This window comes from Neobacillus vireti, assembly GCF_036962465.1.
In the GTDB taxonomy this organism is placed as follows: Bacteria; Bacillota; Bacilli; order Bacillales; family Cytobacillaceae; genus Neobacillus; species Neobacillus vireti_B.
In genome coordinates this window covers 33,259-50,437 of sequence record NZ_JBALNF010000028.1, presented here as the reverse complement: position 1 = coordinate 50,437, position 17,179 = coordinate 33,259, and the positions used below count along the sequence as shown (strand labels likewise).

Sequence of the window (17,179 nt, the reverse complement as noted above, 5' to 3'; positions counted from 1 at the left end):
CTCGCCGGCACCTTTAGTTCGAGCCATTAGCTCAGTTGGTAGAGCAGATTGCAGACTTCTGTGAGTAAGCTTCTGCGGGCAATCTGCGAGAAAGAACGTAAGTTCTTTTGAGCATCTGACCTACCACGAATTAGTTATAGAAGATCATCTTTGTATGAGCCATTAGCTCAGTTGGTAGAGCATCTGACTTTTAATCAGAGGGTCGAAGGTTCGAGTCCTTCATGGCTCACCATAGTTTTGTGCAAACAGTATGCGGGTGTGGCGGAATTGGCAGACGCACCAGACTTAGGATCTGGCGCCGCAAGGCGTGGGGGTTCGACTCCCTTCACCCGCACCAAAGTTTTCTCAAATGCAAAATTACTTTATAATAATGCGCCCGTAGCTCAATTGGATAGAGCGTCTGACTACGGATCAGAAGGTTATGGGTTCGACTCCTTTCGGGCGCGCCATTATTTATCGGGAAGTAGCTCAGCTTGGTAGAGCACTTGGTTTGGGACCAAGGGGTCGCAGGTTCGAATCCTGTCTTCCCGACCATCTCAAGTGGATATTAACATTATGGGGCCTTAGCTCAGCTGGGAGAGCGCCTGCTTTGCACGCAGGAGGTCAGCGGTTCGATCCCGCTAGGCTCCATTTTATATACATGGAGGAATACCCAAGTCCGGCTGAAGGGATCGGTCTTGAAAACCGACAGGCGGGTTAAACCGCGCGGGGGTTCGAATCCCTCTTCCTCCTCCAGTATTTTTTTATACTGTTATTGCGAGTTGTACTCATCGAGCTGCTGCTTGAATAGGCATTCTGAGATGAGGACAGTCAGTAACAAAAACATGGAGCATATTCCAAACTTAATAATTTCTATTATCGCGGGGTGGAGCAACGAGCGTTGCTACATTGAAAAAATCAGCGAGTTGTACCCATCGAGCTGCTGCTTGATTAAGCTTTCTGAGATGGGGACAGTCAGTAACAAAACTTGGAGCATACTCCAAACCTAATTATTTATACTATCGCGGGGTGGAGCAGTCCGGTAGCTCGTCGGGCTCATAACCCGAAGGTCGCAGGTTCAAATCCTGTCCCCGCAATTTGGTCCGGTAGTTCAGTTGGTTAGAATGCCTGCCTGTCACGCAGGAGGTCGCGGGTTCGAGTCCCGTCCGGACCGCCATTTTTATCCCAGTAGGACAACTCTACTGTTGATATACATATAATTTGTGTGGCTCAGTAGCTCAGTCGGTAGAGCAAAGGACTGAAAATCCTTGTGTCGGCGGTTCGATTCCGTCCTGAGCCACCATTAGCTTTAATGCCTACAATATAAGGGCCTATAGCTTGCTGGTTAGAGCATACGCCATCTAAGCGCAGGGGTTAGAGGTTCGAATTCCTATAGTTGCATAAGAAATTAAAGGTAAAAGGCGCTTGTATAAGTGCTTTTTTTTTATATCTTTTTAACCCTTTCAGCGATAACTTTTTAATCAATGCCACCATAATACCGGCTGGAATCACATTGGCTTTACAAGATTACGCATATCTTAATGGAAAATAAAAAAACCCTCTATTTATGAAAAAAAGAGGGCTTTTGCATACTATTTTTTTATGGGCACCTATTAAATATCCACCAACTTGCTCCGCCGGCACTCCTCATGAAACGCCCGCAGCCGCTTCGTCCGATCCATCAGCGTTTCCAAGAAATACTCCCAGTCATCCACGCGCTTCAACTTCTTATACAACGTACGCAGCTTCTTCAAATGCCGAACCGCCATCTTATAGCTCGACCGGTTCTTCTGATCAATCTCCCGCTGCGCCGTCTGATGAAGCATCCCAAGCAGCACCTCAGGCCGCTCCTTCTCTATCACCTTCAAGCGCTCCTTCGGCAAATCATAAAAATCCAGTCCGACAAATGCCTGGAGCTCGCCCCAGCGGTCATACTGCTTGCGCTCAAACAACAAATACTCATACTCCCCGAAACTATACGGCAGCATCACGAGCAAGCCGCGCTCATACAAATCAACCCGATCATTCTCCGCACAGTAAGCCGTCACAGACTTCAGTGCATTCCGCGCAAACGTCACACAGCTATGATAGCCGCCCAAAGCAGTCAAATACGCCTTCACCTTTTGGAAAAATAACTCAATCAACGTCCCAACCCGGCGCCAAGCCTTCAAACCGGACAAGTAATCAATCCAATACACCAGATAAGGAACAATCTCCTCATCGGTAAACTGGCCGATCAGCTTCATCGCTTCCTCATCTTCCCCTATAAGCAGATGAAGATGAATCCCAGCCACCATCATCGGGAGTGGATTTTCCCAATCCTGAAGCTCTTTCAGACCTGCTTTAATCTTCGTTAACTCATCCTCACGCCAAGCCTTCTTTTTGAAAAATTGTACCCACATCAGCCGGTACAAATAAATCCGCTCATATTCCAACCCACTCGCACATCGGAGCAGCTCAAAGGCATCATCCTTCAGCCGCTCAATAAACTCATCGAATGCAAACGGCAGCGACTGTACGCCGATTTTTATTGCCAAATCCTCCGCATCTTCCATCAAATTGTGGAACAAATGCAGATAGGCCCGCCGTACGGTATCCTCATCATGGCCAAGCTTCTCACTTAGGGCGGCCAGTTTGCGGAATGACACGACGATCGCAATCATTTCATATAACAGGCGCCATTCCTGTTCAACCGGAGCACTGGCATGGATCCGGCGCTCATAAATCCCGTACAATTCCGGAATCACATAGGGGCTTGTATATTTTTTCGAAGCGAGCAGCGTGTCAAAGCTGACCTCAAATGAATGCACCCAGCGGCTGTAATCTGGCTTCAATAAGCCGTTGGCCTTGATCAAGTCCTTGGCTGTCTGCATGCCCCAGTCTGCCACTTCCTTTTGCTCGCGAGCAGGCTCGCGCCACGCTGTTACCCAGTCGCCAACACTGCCATACTTGGAAAACGCAGCAAAAAAGGTCGCCACCTGATGACGGCAAAATCCTTCGTTTGGACAGGTACACGTACTCATTGAGGCGTATACCAGATCAAGCTTCACATAAACACGCGTCACATCCTGGACCATGGAGGTGATTTTATTATTAAATATTTGTAATTGCTTCACCACCCCTTGGCGGTACAGCATTAACCCCTTTTGGACCAGCTTCGCATCCTCCACATTCGTGGGAACGAGCAGTTCGCGAACTTGTTCCTCAAAATATTCCATTTGTTCATTAGCAGGTGTCGACACCACGGCCGTAACCCCCTTTATAAAAAAATCCATATTCATCTATTATATCCAAAAAATCAAGATAAGCGAAGCATGGGGACGGTTCCAAAGTAAACGCCCGGCCGCATTTTGCGGCCGGGCGTTTTTTTGAGTTTCTTAGTTTAATGTCAAGATAAGGGGACAGAGTGAATTGAAAAATAATTAGTGGTCGGTAAATCGTTGGTAATAAATGGGCTAGTTTCCGCTTCTGTTGCAATTCCAAGCTTATTCAGATTCAGCATAAGCTTCGATAGTTGTTTCTCTGCACTCCCAGCACTCTGTCCGATTTCTCTCCATAATTGCTAGTTCCTCGCCGCATGAAATACAAGTATCCATAAGTAATCCCTCTTTTCGTGTTTTTTTAGTAAACAAACTGCCAACCTGATTTAGTATCTAAGTTGTTAGAAATATTATAACACATAATATTCTGAAAAAAATATCCTACATATGTAATTTTAGTGACAAAAATTGCAACCCTATCACATGAACATGTCAGATTTTCAGGCAGCCAGAAGCGAAGTTGACCTATTAATTACAAATATTACTTTTTTATTAATAACGACCAAATTAATAGCAAGGAATCAATGTTTTTATTAAAATGGGAATCAAAATTAAAAGGATCATGGAGGGATTAATTTGATATTCAAAGCCAAAAAGAAAGCAGACATAGGCGACCGTATCTTTTTTAAAAATGGAGTAAAAGGAATCGTTGAGAAGGTCAATGATAATTCAGTCATAACGAAGATAACTGAAAACAAGACGGAGTTGGAGTTTAAAGAAAACATTACAGTCGTTGCACACAAAAATTATCAGGTTTTGGCATAGATGAGGAAGCACGGGGAAGCACGGGGACGGTTCTATTGCTTCTTGGGAAGCAGGAGAACCGTCCCCATGCTTCCTGTCATGATTAACATGAGAATTAATATACCACCGCTTATGTAGTAAGGAAAATTAGGTTTATAACCAAAACGATCGAATATAAAAAAAGAGAAAATGAACAAAAACGATAAAAATAGCTCAAAAATGAAGGTAAGGATAAAGAATAATAGATAGGGTATAACTACCCCTGTATAAGAAACATGCTGTAAAGTTAATCCTTCCCAACATAAATCTGCTAATTTACTTATTTTCCTCATTTGTACCACTCCTAGTCATTCTCATATTCTTCTACTAGGTTTTCACAATATTACTATTTATATAACAATTAGTTGTAATTTTATGAATGAGGCAGCAGGAAGGCATGAAAAAACTCACCAAAAAAAGCATTGCTCACGTAAGCAATGCTTTAAACATCTTTAATATAACAACAGGGCAGTACCATTTCTATGCTAATCGTCGCTTTTTAATTCCCACCATCTCCACCATTTCTTTTGCTTGGCGGCAGCAGCAATCTGTTTTCTAGTTTCTTCCTCAATCATTTTACTTCGTTCTATTGGCGGAGAGTGCTAACATCTTTATCAAAATAGCCTCTGTGTCCTTTCGAATTACGGTGAATAGAATACCCGTGTCCTTCTAAGAGAATGGCATACTTCCGTAAAGTACTGCTATCTATTCCAAGCAAGTCTTGTACGTAACTAGGTGAATAAATTTCGGTCATGACATTAAACCTCCGCTAGAAACTTCTTCAATAGGAATTTTACAGAACTATCTTGGGAGTTTATTTGATAAATTGATCAAACGTAATTCTAACCAGCCAACCAAGAACAAGCGCAGCTGACAGATATGTACCTAGATAAAGCAAAATCTCCGGCAAGATTTCTCCTCCTCTTATTTTTACTTTAAACTGCAAATCCTCGCTTTAGACAATGTTATTATAACAAGCGAATCTTAGAAATTTGTCGAATGAACAGAAGGTAACCAAATTGTAAAAAGACTTTAACATGACTTAATAAACCTACAAGCAGTTGGTAATTATGAACATGAGGACGCAAAGCCTTCATATGACCCTATTAATGAAACGTGTGCTATATTAACTATTTTAATAAGTAGGTAAGACTTAACTAGACAATACTATCATTGTTACTTAGACTGAAAACTAATAATGATAAACATCCGTATAGTCTACTAAACATAGAAAAGTGAAATTTAGAAAAAGTACGAAGAGTTCTTCGAGTAACCTTGATTTGTGCAGAAACAAATCAGTTTGGATAACGAGGAGGAGAGATTATGTTGGAATTTGATATGAAAAGGGACCAATTGGCCACGATTAAAGTGATCGGTGTTGGCGGCGGGGGAAACAACGCCGTGAACCGTATGATTGCCGACGGAGTGGAAGGCGTAGAATTTATTGCCGTTAATACAGATGCACAAGCGATTCATCAATCTAAAGCAGGCACCAAGATGCAAATTGGTCAATCCTTGACGAAAGGTTTAGGAGCAGGTGCAAATCCGCAAATAGGAAAATTAGCAGTGGAAGAAAGCAAAAAACAGATGGAAGAAGTGCTATCAGGTGCTGACCTAGTTTTCGTTACTGCCGGAATGGGCGGAGGGACTGGCACAGGAGCAGCCCCTGCGATTGCAAAAATTGCCCGAAAACTGGGTGCCCTGACAATTGGTGTTGTCACACGTCCTTTCAAATTTGAAGGCCGCAAACGTGCAGTAAACGCGGAAAGTGGAATTGACGAAATGAGGGAAGCGGTTGATACCTTAATTATTATTCCAAACGATCGCTTATTGGAGATTGTCGATCAGAATACACCTATGATTGATGCTTTCCGTGAAGCGGATGCTGTCCTTCGCCAAGGTGTGCAAGGGATTTCCGATTTGATTGCTGTACCTGGTTTAATCAACCTTGATTTTGCTGACGTGAAAACGGTCATGTCCCATAAAGGAACAGCCTTAATGGGGATTGGTATTGCGACGGGTAACAATCGCGCCGCCGAGGCTGCCGAGAAAGCCTTAAATAGTCCATTACTCGAGACTTCCATCAATGGAGCACAGGGTGTCATTATGAACATAACTGGGGGTCAGAATCTAAGTCTTTTTGAAGTACAGGAGGCAGCTGAAATTGTTGCTTCTGCATCCCACGAGGAATTAAATATGATTTTTGGTTCAGTCATTAACGAAAATCTAAAGGATGAAATGATCGTAACGATCATTGCCACTGGATTTACGGAGCAAGAGGGTAAAAAAGAAAGTGCAGAAGAATTACATAATCCTTCTCTGCCACCAGTGGAAAAAATGTCTAATCCATATCAAAGGGAACGACGTAAACAACCTAATCTGATAACCCATGGCGAACCTGTTCAAGAGTATGATCGGCACTCAGAAAACTCTGCAAAAAATCTGGATATTCCAACGTTTTTGCGCAATCGAAAAAGACGATCTTGATTAATTTAATAAAATGCAAAAATTCCTGCTAATGACTGAAAGGTAGGAATTTTTTACTAATGTTTAAGATTTCCAAGATACAATAACGTTTCAATAGTTTTTTAGCAGCATTTTATCGATTGAACGTACTGTATCATATGATTTTAGTAGCTTCTCAGGTACAAAGGTCCTGCCGTAATCCCAGGAATTCCTTTCTATTAAAGCGAGAAGCTTTTCTTTTTCTTCATCCTCACCATACTTTAGAGTCCGTAAATCATGTTTGTTTTTCTTAAAATCTAAAAAATAGCCGAGTTGATGAAAAAGAATGAGTTTAACACAGTCTTCATCTGTCTCTTTAATTTTAAAATTAATATTGGCTATGTATCCATTTATTTGCAGGTAGTTAAACTTAATCGTATTTGTCGAAACGTTATAACTCATAGGTGCAGGTAGTTTATTGTTCAATTCATAATTAATGTTTAATTTATGCTCTTGCAACGTATTCTTAATGATCTCCTCAATATCCCATATATAAAGCAACTTTCTCATCACGACCTTTCCGAAGAATTTGATACTCTTTATTTTTAAAAAATAAAGGTTGAAAGTAAATCCTGCTATTTTCCTTTATTTTATCCCTATGTCAGAATCGAGCCATATTTATTATTACATGTTTGGTGCAAAGTTGAACCTATTCCACAAAAAAGAGGTAAGCACAACTTACAAGTGCTTACCTGCTAGAACCTCATCCAGAGAAAGAATTCTATGCTTTAACTCATCGTTGGAATCTAAAATACCGATCACAATTTGATTATCTTCGGTAATGGTCGCATATCTAAAACGTTCATCCTCATTAATGAGAAAAGATGTTCCCTGTTTTGCCTCCATTTTCGCAAAGACACTTTCTGTGTACTCTAGCGGGAGAAAATCATCTAATCCTTCTGGCGGTCTACCAAGCCATTTAAATAGGAAATCTTTGATTGAAAATTGCTCAATCATCGATAAATGATTTTTAAATGCTAGCTTATTTACGGGTACTGTTTTCAGCTTAATCACTCCTTAAATAGTAAGTAAAGCTTACCCTTTCAAGTTTCTAACATCAACGGTATTACCGTGACAGAATATTTACATTTTTATTTCGATAAAACGATATAGGGAAGTGGAGGATACGGACTGTATCTTTTTTAATAAAAAAAGGCATAGGAATTCTTAAGCCGTTCCCTTTTGAGGTACCCGCACAGGAAAGCGCAGAATGAATTAAGAAGCTTATTGAACTACCAGGAAGGATAGAGAAAAAAGGAATTTCGGTAATTAATGTAGAACATTGAGTGAAAAAATGGTTTTAAAGGAGTTTTGATATATGACAAACTTCGGTAAAGTGGTTAATGCATTCAATAAAGCGTTGAAAAGTAATCAAACCGTAACGAATGACGAAAGAAAAGAATTAGTAAGTGAATTAGATAAGGCAGCTGAAATATTTAAAAGATTAAATAGTAAAGAATTTATTACAGAATTTGAACAAAATCTTCACAATCTTAAAATGGATATGGATAAGGAAATAGTTAAAAAAACCGTGAATATAATTCCGAGAATAATAAAACAAATGAAGATAAAAAATGAAGTAGAAGCGATAACTATAAAGGTAGAATCATTTGATTTCCCTTTCCCACCTGCGGTTTTTATTTCAACTGACCATGACCAAATAGAGTTGGAAGCAAGCATTATAAAGCCACAAGAGCTGCATTATGAATTTGATGCCGCTTCAGCAGATTATAATAATGAAAATTCCAATCAGGTCGATGTGATTCTGAAAACTTATCAAAAAATCATATCTGAACTTAGCCAATATAATTGGAAAGGCATTTGTAAAATCTCCGATAATTTTGTGATTGATTTTATTAAGCCTGGATTTCTTGGCGAAACAAAGAAAAGGCAAGAATAGAGAATGGAACTTGATGATAACGAAGGACATAAAGAAATAACTCCCCGAAAAAAAAGCCAACCCGCTTTCATCATAGGGTTGGCTCAATATTTAGCTCTTCATTATTTGATAGAGTAGTAACTTGTTCGAATAAGTGAGTAAGATAGCTGTTCAATTCAAATCCATCTTCCTTAACAAACTCCGTTAATAATGATAATTGACTGTTCATTGCTCCCATCTCCCTTGTAATTATCTTTACTAGTACTATTCCCAATCTAGCACTCTTTTATACATGAAAAAATCTCCCAATTTGGGAGATTTTAATAGAAACGCTTAAAAGCCGCGAAATGGGCTGTATAATAAGGGCTGTGTAAATTAGAAATCATAATGCCGTGCTTTTCATCGGCATGGATAAATTGATTCTCGTTAAGATAGATACCTAAATGGGAGATTCCCTGTTTATATGTATTTTCAAAAAATACAATGTCGCCAGCTTTAGGCGAATCCACGTAATAGGTTCGGTCATAATAACCGGCAGCCGAAGTACGGGGCAGCGATTTCCCTGCTTTATTGGCAACATAAAAAACAAATCCACTGCAATCAAAACCAGAAGTCGTACTGCCGCCCCAGACGTAAGGAACCCCGATTAGACTTTTAGCAATCGAAACGATCTGTGCGGAAACATCTGTCTGCGTTACTGGCGCTGGCGCGGTTACGGTTTTAACGGTGCCTGTCACCTTCAGCGTTTGCCCGACATAAATCCGATCAGATGTTAAGTGGTTAAGTGACTTTAAATCTGGGACAGTCATATCGTAGGTAACCGCTATTTTTCCAAGTGTGTCTCCGCTTTTGACAATATAATTACTAGTGACAACCGTTGGGGTGGACGTTGCCGGCTTTGCGGCTGCAGGAGCGGCCGGTGCAGCGGGAGCTGGAGTACTAGTCTGATTCGCATAAACCTTTAGCGTCTGCCCGACATAAATTAAATCTAATTTTAAGTTGTTGAGTGATTTCAATTGTGCAACCGTCATTCCAAATTGACTGCTAATTTTACTTAGACAATCCCCACTTTTAACCTTATAAGTGGTAGTTGGCTGTGTCGCAGCAGGAGCCGGAGCTTTGGTCGTTGTCACAGTCGCTGCCGCTGGTACAGTAGTTGTCGGTGCAGACACGGTCACGGTTTTCCCAGGAGCAGATACCTTCAGGGTTTGTCCAACATAAATGATCGTACCCTTCAGACTATTCCACTGCTGCAGCTCGCCGACCGTCACATGGAAGCGGTTGGCGATCGTAATTAAAGCATCACCGCTGACAACTTTATAAGTCGTTTGCTGAACTGCCTGAACGGAGGCAGTTGGTGTATGGGAGGAAAGCTGAAGCGTTTGATTGACGTAAATCTGATCAGAGCTTAAATTATTTAATTTCTTGATATTATCCTCACTCGTATTGTTATCTGAGGCAATTTTTGAAAGACTATCACCTTTTTGAACTTTATATGTAGACGCCAATGCGGAACCGGCAAAAACGCAAGAAAAGAGAGCTGTTGTCGATAGAGTTCGAACGATTGTTTTCTTCATCTAGGAGAAATCACCTCGTATTTACATATTTTTATTAATTTTACCATAGTTTGCTAGTATTATCAGAAAAATTCCCCAAATTTCTCATAGAATTTTAATTTAACAGGATCGATTTCCGCCTTACCCAAATTTTCTGAAATTAAACGACAAAACATTACAGAAACATTACATTTTGATAACGTTTTCGACATATTCTGGCATTCTTCCAAAAAAGTTGTAAACTGGAAATAGATTAAAACATTTGGGGGAAAGTATGAAAAAGAAATTGTTAACGTTCATTACTGCTACCGTATTTGGGACATCATTATATAGCACTTCAGCCATGGCTGCTACAATAAAAGTTAAAAGCGGGGATACTTTATCGAAGTATTCTAAACAATATAATCTATCAGTATCAGAAATTAAGACGGCTAATAAATTATCTAGTGATAGACTTAAAATAGGTCAGAATATCATCATTCCTGAAAAAGGGAAGGCAGTCGCTGCGGCTAAACCTAGCACCAGCACGGCTTCAGTAGTATACACGGTTAAATCGGGCGATAGCCTATCAGCGATTGCCAAGAAATATAAAACAACAGTGGCACAACTTAAAGCTTGGAATGGTCTGAAAACGGACAAGATTAAACTAGGCCAAAAATTAAAAGTGAATGGTGCTCCTGCAGCAGCACCAAAAACCACGCCAACAGCGGCAGCTAAACCAGCAGCGTCTACCATTAATAAAGGCAAGTTAATCTCAGACGCAAAAGCAGTGATTGGCACTCCATATAGATGGGGAGGAACGACGCCAAGAGGATTTGATTGCAGTGGATTTATTCACTATTTGATAAATAAACAAAAACCCGCCCCTCGTCTGACGGTTGATGGGTATTGGAAGACAACGAAACCCGTGTTTTCTATCTCGGTTGGTGATTTCGTTTATTACCATACTTATACGAATGGTCCTTCACATATGGGAATCTACATTGGGAATGGCAAGTTCATTCATTCCGCGTCCAGTGGTGTCCAGATTACGGCCATGAGTAACTCATATTGGAAAGCTCGTTATCTTGGAGCAAGACAATTATAATAGAATGTGAAAACCCATCTTCGATTTTGAAGATGGGTTTTTTATCTCTTTCCCCAAAAAATCATAGAGTTAAAGACACTGCTAATAATAAATTTCCCACAGCCCTTATCATTCGTTGGGTATATCAGATTGTTAACATCTTTGCTTATGAGGTGATTTCCAATCTTTAATAACTATGAGAATACTCAATTTTACGTGCAATTGATTCTGTTAAACGAGATGCTACTTTGGGAACAGCCCATTTAATAATTGGTGTTAACACTGCACCTGATAACCCGCCTGCACGGACTTCCACCCTACAAGTCATTGTTGTTTTACCATTAACATCTTCTGAAGTAAAGTGACCGCTTCCTGTAAAATTATCTGATAAACCTTTTAGATCAAACTTAATATTTGTAGGCTCATTCCATTCAGTAATATCTACCTGCGCTTGGATTGTTTTTTTAATCCCTTTCATACTACCTTCGAATGTCCAAATAGACTGCTGGTCATTTATGATTTCATGTTCTTTATAGGCTGGTACTGTCGTTGCCCATTTTTCAAGGTCACTGACATAATCCCAAACTGCTTGTACATCTACTGGAATTTCTACTGTATGTGCTCCTGTTGCCATTATGATTCCCACTTTCCCTATGTATGTATTGTAAATATATATATCTACAAAAAATGATTATTACATAAAAGACATAAACTTACATCCCTCATTACTCCTAGCTTTCTTTCCTTCAGTAATCTTATTAACTCCTGAGCTGAGAATCATAAATTTTTCAAAAAACTAAGATTTTGAAAAAAAATTGTATACATGGTGGTCAGACACATAAGTACGACAATAATGAAATCTTAGAGGGGATTTTTCAATTCCTAGAAGAATATCACAGCTTCAATCGTGAAGCGATGTATGGAAACGTAGGATTCACAAAAACAGAAGGGTTCTTTGCAGAAATTTTCTTAAATGAACGGTAACCTGCCTAAAAGAATAGATAATAAGTATAGTAGGACCATCAATATTGTTTGGTGGTCCTTTTCGTATGAAATGGAAACTTTTTCAATTTAAATCCGTCTAAATCATATATTATTTAAGTGCTGAATTTTGGCTTTGGAGGCGGAATAATAATGAAAAAGAAGGGACCCTTTGATTTAAAGCAAAGACAAATTCAAAAAATCTACAAAGAAGAACTTATGCAGAAAGAATCAGAGCATACGTTTTTTCTTATCATCTCTGGATGTTTTATTATTTTATTACCATTGATTCCACTTACTTATAATTTTTTTCACCCTTAACAATGTGTACTCAAAATACCTACAGGGCCGGTAATAGCACAGATAAATTTTTACCTTATTAATAAATGAAAGCAGTAAGGACTTCTGTTATATCTGCACTTTAGTACGATAAGAAAACGGGTTCGCAGCAGCGGACCCGTTTTTGAACATAAGCACCTATAGTAAACGTTTCAAAATTTTGTAGGTGAATATAACAAGACAATATTTGAAATGTTGGAAATAATTAAAAAGTGTCGGAGAGAATTAAGTTTAATCATGGACAAAAATGGTAAAATAAAGTAAGTGGTGGAAATTTTCCAGGTTAATAGATTAGAAGTTTGGAGGGATACAAGTTGAAGAGAAAATGGGTTAGTCTTTTTTCCATGGCGTTTCTTCTGGTGTTTAGTGTAAGTATCGTTGTGCCTCCAGATTCCGCATCCGCGGCTGGATCATCTGCCCTTGTTAATACAAGTGGGGCAGTTCTTAAAAAAGGAAGCCGAGGACCTTCTGTAACAGAGCTGCAGAGAAAGCTTACATCGCTTGGATACAGCACAAAAGGAATTGATGGGGTTTTTGGAGTAAATACAGAAAATGCGGTCAGGCAATTTCAAAAGGCTCGTCATCTACAAGTAGATGGAATTGTGGGCGCGGTTACCGCAAAAGCGCTGGGGACCAGCATTCAAAGCAACAGCATGGTATTGAATGTTCCACTGATTAACCAAATGGCTGCACCTCGTTTAAAAAATGGATGTGAGATAACCAGTTTAGCTATGGTTTTAAACTATCACGGTGTGAAAGTGACGAAAAATACATTAGCAAACCAGGTGAATAAAGTTCCTTGGATGTATCGTAATGGCTTAAAGGGAAACCCAAATGCAGGGTTTGTAGGTGATATGGCAAACGGACCGGGATTAGCTGTATACAATGGTCCAGTTTTATCCCTTGCCAAAAAATATGTAGGAAATAAAGCTGTTAATCTAACGAAGAAGCCTTTTTCTGAAGTATTAAGCTATGTCGGAAAAGGGCTTCCAGTTTGGATTATCACGACAACCACTTTTGCACCGGTATCTAATTTTCAGTCGTGGAATACACCGCAAGGATCCATTCGAATTACGTTTAGCGAGCATAGTGTTGTGATTACCGGATATGATCAAAATTATATTTATATTAATAACCCTTATGGTAATAAAAATCAAAAATTAAACAAGACTAACTTTATTAAAGCTTGGGAACAGATGGGAAGCCAAGCGATCGTCATATTAAAATAAAGCTCACATGAAGAAAATGCGGAAGGTAATTCTGTCGTGTCCAATATCTTCATACGAATACCACTACTGGAAGCATGATCCCTCAAACAGACTTGCTTTTTTTACATAATGAAAAGACATTTCATTTACCGTATCGGGGATAAAATGCATCTCATCGGGCAATGAAAGAGGTCTTCATTTACTGTGGCCTTTCCTGCCGGAACAGATTGTACACAAACCCGGCAAGCCCGGTTGAACCTTGAAGTGATAAATAAGGGACGATGAATTAAAATTGTATTTTTAGCCTAAGGAAATATTTCTTCTATCAAAGAAAAATAGGGTGCCTCCAATTTCCATTTGGTAGCATCCTATTTTATGGTCAGCTGCTTTTACCCGTGTCATAAGGCCATCCTTCGATAAGTGGTATTAGGTAACCTTTTATTTTAATTGGATTTCATTAAATAAACGAATTGCAGGACGTATAAGCATTTGGGTACTTCCTGTTATAAATAAACAAATAGCTAGAGTTTCCGTAGATGGAAAAAGAAATAATACACTTCCTATTAAAAATTCAAGCCCTAACAAAATATCATTTAATGTATAGATCACCTTAAAATTCCTTTTAATAAATAAGCTGAAAGGACCAGCTTTTACTTTAATATCTCTTTTCTGAAGCTTTATTTTAAACATTTGCAGCCTCCTGTGAAATGTATATCAAATAATATCATCTTATTAAATCCGTAAAAATTGAAATGAGCCAAATGATATAAAGAGATTACTCCTATTAAGTAGTTGCCAATGGGCAAAAAAGAAATAAAAGGAAACGAAAAACCCCATTTCCTTTACGAATGTACTACCCCATTGATACTGGAAAGTAACAACTTTTTTTCTTTATGCCATCCTTCATCGTTTGCTTTATGTTGTCTTAATCCCCTAGTATCAAGTAATTTAATCTTATATAATTTCACAATCTTCACTTTATATTTAACAAAGAGATTTAATATTCCCTAAAAAGGGTTGTTGTTAATAAGCCATTCTCTTTTGAGGTACCCTCAACGATAAAAACACATATAAAAGCAACCCATTTCGGAGGGTAATTAGCAATTGAATTCGCTCTATCTTTTATTTATTTAATAAGGTTTATTAAGGAAATTAGGGTTTAAATCAATATAAACCATAATAAAATTATGGTCTGCATTTTCGTGTGCTATTTCATACGTCAATAGTATTTTCATCAACATCAAAAAATTAGGGAGCTTCATTTGAAGTTCCCACTTTTTAAATCACTTTGCTCTTCTGCTAAGGCACCATTAAGTTGAAGAAAAACATTACCTATTTAATTTATACAATTTATAAGATATCAAATAAATTACATAATAAATTGGAAAAGAATAAATATATCTCCAAATTAAATATTCATAATGATTAATGTAATTAAAAATTGGTTCGGCAATAAATGATGTAAGAAAAGCCAAAATCAATGCTTTTATCATAGGGTTCATTTTGGGGCGTATCAACAAAAGAAATGTTACTGATGTAGGAAGTAAGGTGAAATCCCAAGGAATATCAATTGTTAAGGGTGCTAATTTTACTTTATATAACCAAAAACCATATGAAACACCAATATAATCAGTAAATGAAGCGAAAAGTATACAAAATAGAATTGGACTTATGACATCTTTAGTTGCATTTCTTTTCACGATATATCCGCCTACAATTATCCATGGAATAATAAACAATCCCAAAGATATCCACCATTGTGTTTTAAAAAGAAGCTCCTCACGCCAATAAGAATAGAGCTGACTATTCAAACCAAATAATTTCTCATATATCAGCTCTATTGTTTTCTTATCCATATCAAACTTCTTCCTTTCCTTGTACTACAGTTTTGAGTAGTATTCTCAAGAAAAAGGAATATATTCAAAATGTTCAACTATCCTGCTTAAGTTAGTTGAACAAGCCAGTATTGGAAATTTTAAGATAATCTTCGTGCTAAAAGCAGTGAGATTTAAATTGTGAAATCCACTGCTTTTATACTTGTTTTTATATATGTTTTTTCCTATGCGGATACTCCAAAAGAGAACGGCTTAGTATGTTAATTCATACGCCTTTTTTGTGCATTGGTTCGATATACCCGGATTCTTAATTATAGGAACAACCGCTGAAACAGCCAAATTGCCCCTAACGCCACAATCGCATACGAACTATAGGTGACTACTTTTCCAGAGTTCTTCAACTTAAATAAGTACGATAATAACGGAAGCAGCAATAATACAATCGACAGCTGAACCGCCTCAATCCCCAAGTTGAAATTGATCAGCGCCACAGCCAAATGACTTTTCGGAATCGCCATCTCTTTTAAAATCATCGCAAAACCGAGGCCGTGAATCAAACCAAACAAAAAGGTGATACTCCAGCGATAGCGGATTTCTTTTCTAAAAATATTCTCCAGCGCGACATAACAAATACTAAAGGCAATCACTGCCTCGACAAATCGTGACGGGAGCGTCACCCAACCCAATACCGCCAGACTAAGCGTAATACTATGGGCCATTGTAAACGACGTAACAATGGCCGCATACTGTTTAAAGGTTTGCTTTCGCAGCAGTAGGGCCAGTAGGAATAGCAGATGATCATAGCCCGTTAAGATATGAAGCATGCCTAGTTTGAAAAAGGATAACCAGGACGTGGCCGGCGTTTTTTCATCAGTGGTTGCGGCTGGCTTCGGCTGCACTTGATGAGTGTCAGGTTGTGCCGTTTGCCCTTGTTCCTGCTGAATTTCCGTTACTAAAACCGTCCAGGTCCGCTCTTTTCCTTGTAAAACACCCTCGCTGGATTCCCCATTAATGGTAGCCGTGATCAGGTCAACATAGTTGGTGCCGGTGTCATGAAAATAAAAACCATCATTGTAGTTAATCGTGTCACCAGGTGAAAAGGCAGGGAACGACATGTAGGTAGACAAAAATTCTTTATTTTCCTTTTTAACCAGTTTCATACTGGTTATTTTAGGAGTTTGTTCCTTGTTCCCTTTATCAAGGGTCAAGCCTTCCTCGATTAGCTCTTCGAGATGATGTTTGTTTTTAGTGATTTCTGATTTTTCAAGGACAAAGTTTTTATTCGCATCAATAGAGGGTATTAATTCAAGAATGGACAATGTATCAAGCGTAAAGACAAGTTCTGTTTGTTTACTGTCCATTGTTATTTTTGTATAACTCGCACTGTATGCATGTGCTAATGCTTTAGAAGGAATAGACATCCAAACTAATAGAATGGGTAAAAATACCAAGATTAAAGGTCTAATTCGATGTTTGTCGAAAAATATAGGCACAGTATTCCTCCTGAAATTACTATATTTAAATAATGAACATATAAGTTGATAGAATGTTATAAATTCCAAATCTATTTCTATATAAACATATTTTAAACCCGTTTGTACACATGGAAATAACTACTAAATAAATAATGTTCACAAATCTGACAAACGATATATCATTATAATTTAAAATTTTGTAGAATAGTAGTGTAATTGAAAGTATTCAGAAAGAAGGGGGATTTCGGTCTAC

The 17,179-nt window shown here is 38.6% G+C and carries 17 protein-coding genes and 9 tRNA genes; 15 read left to right on the top strand and 11 right to left on the bottom strand.

Annotated features, from left to right (window positions below):
- Positions 1–156: 156 nt before the first annotated feature.
- The 9 genes from V7077_RS12830 to V7077_RS12790 all read left to right on the top strand — a co-directional run bounded on the left by V7077_RS12830 (position 157) and on the right by V7077_RS12790 (position 1,282).
- Positions 157–232: transfer RNA gene (locus V7077_RS12830), tRNA-Lys, on the top strand.
- A 20-nt stretch (positions 233–252) separates the two neighbouring features.
- Positions 253–337 (top strand) — tRNA-Leu (locus V7077_RS12825).
- Positions 338–372: 35 nt separating this feature from the next.
- Positions 373–449 (top strand) — tRNA-Arg (locus V7077_RS12820).
- 8 nt (positions 450–457) lie between these two features.
- Positions 458–534: transfer RNA gene (locus V7077_RS12815), tRNA-Pro, on the top strand.
- Between the two features lie 23 nt (positions 535–557).
- A tRNA-Ala gene (locus V7077_RS12810) sits at positions 558–630 on the top strand.
- A 12-nt stretch (positions 631–642) separates the two neighbouring features.
- Positions 643–735: transfer RNA gene (locus V7077_RS12805), tRNA-Ser, on the top strand.
- Positions 736–1,002: 267 nt separating this feature from the next.
- Positions 1,003–1,076 (top strand) — tRNA-Met (locus V7077_RS12800).
- Between the two features lie 3 nt (positions 1,077–1,079).
- Positions 1,080–1,156 (top strand) — tRNA-Asp (locus tag V7077_RS12795).
- A gap of 50 nt (positions 1,157–1,206) precedes the next feature.
- Positions 1,207–1,282 (top strand) — tRNA-Phe (locus tag V7077_RS12790).
- Positions 1,283–1,592: 310 nt separating this feature from the next.
- Here the strand turns inward: V7077_RS12790 and V7077_RS12785 are convergent.
- Positions 1,593–3,224, bottom strand: coding sequence for an SWIM zinc finger family protein (locus V7077_RS12785; protein ID WP_335502065.1), 1,632 nt, complete (start codon positions 3,222–3,224; stop codon positions 1,593–1,595).
- Positions 3,225–3,875: 651 nt separating this feature from the next.
- Here V7077_RS12785 and V7077_RS12780 point away from each other — a divergent pair.
- Positions 3,876–4,064, top strand: a complete 189-nt coding sequence (locus V7077_RS12780; RefSeq protein WP_335502063.1) for a DUF2187 family protein — start codon at positions 3,876–3,878, stop codon at positions 4,062–4,064.
- Between the two features lie 32 nt (positions 4,065–4,096).
- Here the strand turns inward: V7077_RS12780 and V7077_RS12775 are convergent, their stop codons facing one another.
- Together V7077_RS12775 and V7077_RS12770 are read right to left on the bottom strand one after the other, a co-directional pair.
- Positions 4,097–4,375: a hypothetical protein gene (locus tag V7077_RS12775; protein ID WP_335502061.1), complete on the bottom strand. Its 279-nt coding sequence runs from the start codon at positions 4,373–4,375 to the stop codon at positions 4,097–4,099.
- A gap of 293 nt (positions 4,376–4,668) precedes the next feature.
- The gene (locus V7077_RS12770; protein ID WP_335502059.1) at positions 4,669–4,836 is read right to left on the bottom strand and encodes a hypothetical protein; all 168 of its coding nucleotides are present in this window, start codon (positions 4,834–4,836) and stop codon (positions 4,669–4,671) included.
- Between the two features lie 569 nt (positions 4,837–5,405).
- On the opposite strand from V7077_RS12770, the gene ftsZ reads away from it, so the two are divergent.
- Positions 5,406–6,569 carry a cell division protein FtsZ gene (gene ftsZ / locus V7077_RS12765; RefSeq protein WP_335502057.1) on the top strand — a complete coding sequence of 388 codons (1,164 nt, stop codon included), beginning with the start codon at positions 5,406–5,408 and terminating at the stop codon, positions 6,567–6,569.
- A 90-nt stretch (positions 6,570–6,659) separates the two neighbouring features.
- Here the strand turns inward: ftsZ and V7077_RS12760 are convergent, their stop codons facing one another.
- Positions 6,660–7,097 (bottom strand): hypothetical protein, encoded by a 438-nt coding sequence (locus V7077_RS12760; RefSeq protein WP_335502055.1) that lies wholly within the window; start codon positions 7,095–7,097, stop codon positions 6,660–6,662.
- Between the two features lie 168 nt (positions 7,098–7,265).
- Positions 7,266–7,601, bottom strand: coding sequence for a hypothetical protein (locus V7077_RS12755; protein ID WP_335502054.1), 336 nt, complete (start codon positions 7,599–7,601; stop codon positions 7,266–7,268).
- A gap of 304 nt (positions 7,602–7,905) precedes the next feature.
- Between V7077_RS12755 and V7077_RS12750 the strand changes: the two genes are divergently transcribed.
- Positions 7,906–8,487 (top strand): hypothetical protein, encoded by a 582-nt coding sequence (locus tag V7077_RS12750; RefSeq protein ID WP_335502052.1) that lies wholly within the window; start codon positions 7,906–7,908, stop codon positions 8,485–8,487.
- Between the two features lie 70 nt (positions 8,488–8,557).
- Here the strand turns inward: V7077_RS12750 and V7077_RS12745 are convergent, their stop codons facing one another.
- Positions 8,558–8,695 carry a hypothetical protein gene (locus V7077_RS12745; RefSeq protein ID WP_335502050.1) on the bottom strand — a complete coding sequence of 46 codons (138 nt, stop codon included), beginning with the start codon at positions 8,693–8,695 and terminating at the stop codon, positions 8,558–8,560.
- A 91-nt stretch (positions 8,696–8,786) separates the two neighbouring features.
- Positions 8,787–10,043 carry a C40 family peptidase gene (locus V7077_RS12740; RefSeq protein ID WP_335502048.1) on the bottom strand — a complete coding sequence of 419 codons (1,257 nt, stop codon included), beginning with the start codon at positions 10,041–10,043 and terminating at the stop codon, positions 8,787–8,789.
- Between the two features lie 253 nt (positions 10,044–10,296).
- On the opposite strand from V7077_RS12740, the gene V7077_RS12735 reads away from it, so the two are divergent.
- The gene (locus V7077_RS12735; RefSeq protein WP_335502046.1) at positions 10,297–11,109 is read left to right on the top strand and encodes a C40 family peptidase; all 813 of its coding nucleotides are present in this window, start codon (positions 10,297–10,299) and stop codon (positions 11,107–11,109) included.
- A gap of 166 nt (positions 11,110–11,275) precedes the next feature.
- On the opposite strand, the gene V7077_RS12730 is transcribed toward V7077_RS12735, so the two are convergent.
- The gene (locus tag V7077_RS12730) at positions 11,276–11,722 is read right to left on the bottom strand and encodes a CoxG family protein (RefSeq protein WP_335502044.1); all 447 of its coding nucleotides are present in this window, start codon (positions 11,720–11,722) and stop codon (positions 11,276–11,278) included.
- 500 nt (positions 11,723–12,222) lie between these two features.
- Here V7077_RS12730 and V7077_RS12725 point away from each other — a divergent pair, with 500 nt between their 5' ends.
- Together V7077_RS12725 and V7077_RS12720 are read left to right on the top strand one after the other, a co-directional pair.
- Positions 12,223–12,390: a hypothetical protein gene (locus V7077_RS12725; RefSeq protein WP_335502042.1), complete on the top strand. Its 168-nt coding sequence runs from the start codon at positions 12,223–12,225 to the stop codon at positions 12,388–12,390.
- A gap of 332 nt (positions 12,391–12,722) precedes the next feature.
- The gene (locus tag V7077_RS12720) at positions 12,723–13,637 is read left to right on the top strand and encodes a C39 family peptidase (RefSeq protein ID WP_335502040.1); all 915 of its coding nucleotides are present in this window, start codon (positions 12,723–12,725) and stop codon (positions 13,635–13,637) included.
- 417 nt (positions 13,638–14,054) lie between these two features.
- Here the strand turns inward: V7077_RS12720 and V7077_RS12715 are convergent, their stop codons facing one another.
- The 3 genes from V7077_RS12715 to V7077_RS12705 all read right to left on the bottom strand — a co-directional run bounded on the left by V7077_RS12715 (position 14,055) and on the right by V7077_RS12705 (position 16,944).
- Entirely contained in the window at positions 14,055–14,306 is a 252-nt protein-coding gene (locus tag V7077_RS12715) for a YrhK family protein (protein WP_335502037.1), read from the bottom strand.
- Between the two features lie 638 nt (positions 14,307–14,944).
- Entirely contained in the window at positions 14,945–15,472 is a 528-nt protein-coding gene (locus tag V7077_RS12710) for a CBO0543 family protein (RefSeq protein ID WP_335502035.1), read from the bottom strand.
- 290 nt (positions 15,473–15,762) lie between these two features.
- A complete protein-coding gene (locus V7077_RS12705) occupies positions 15,763–16,944 on the bottom strand; it encodes a HupE/UreJ family protein (RefSeq protein WP_335502033.1) in 1,182 nt (393 codons plus the stop codon).
- Positions 16,945–17,179 lie beyond the last annotated feature (235 nt).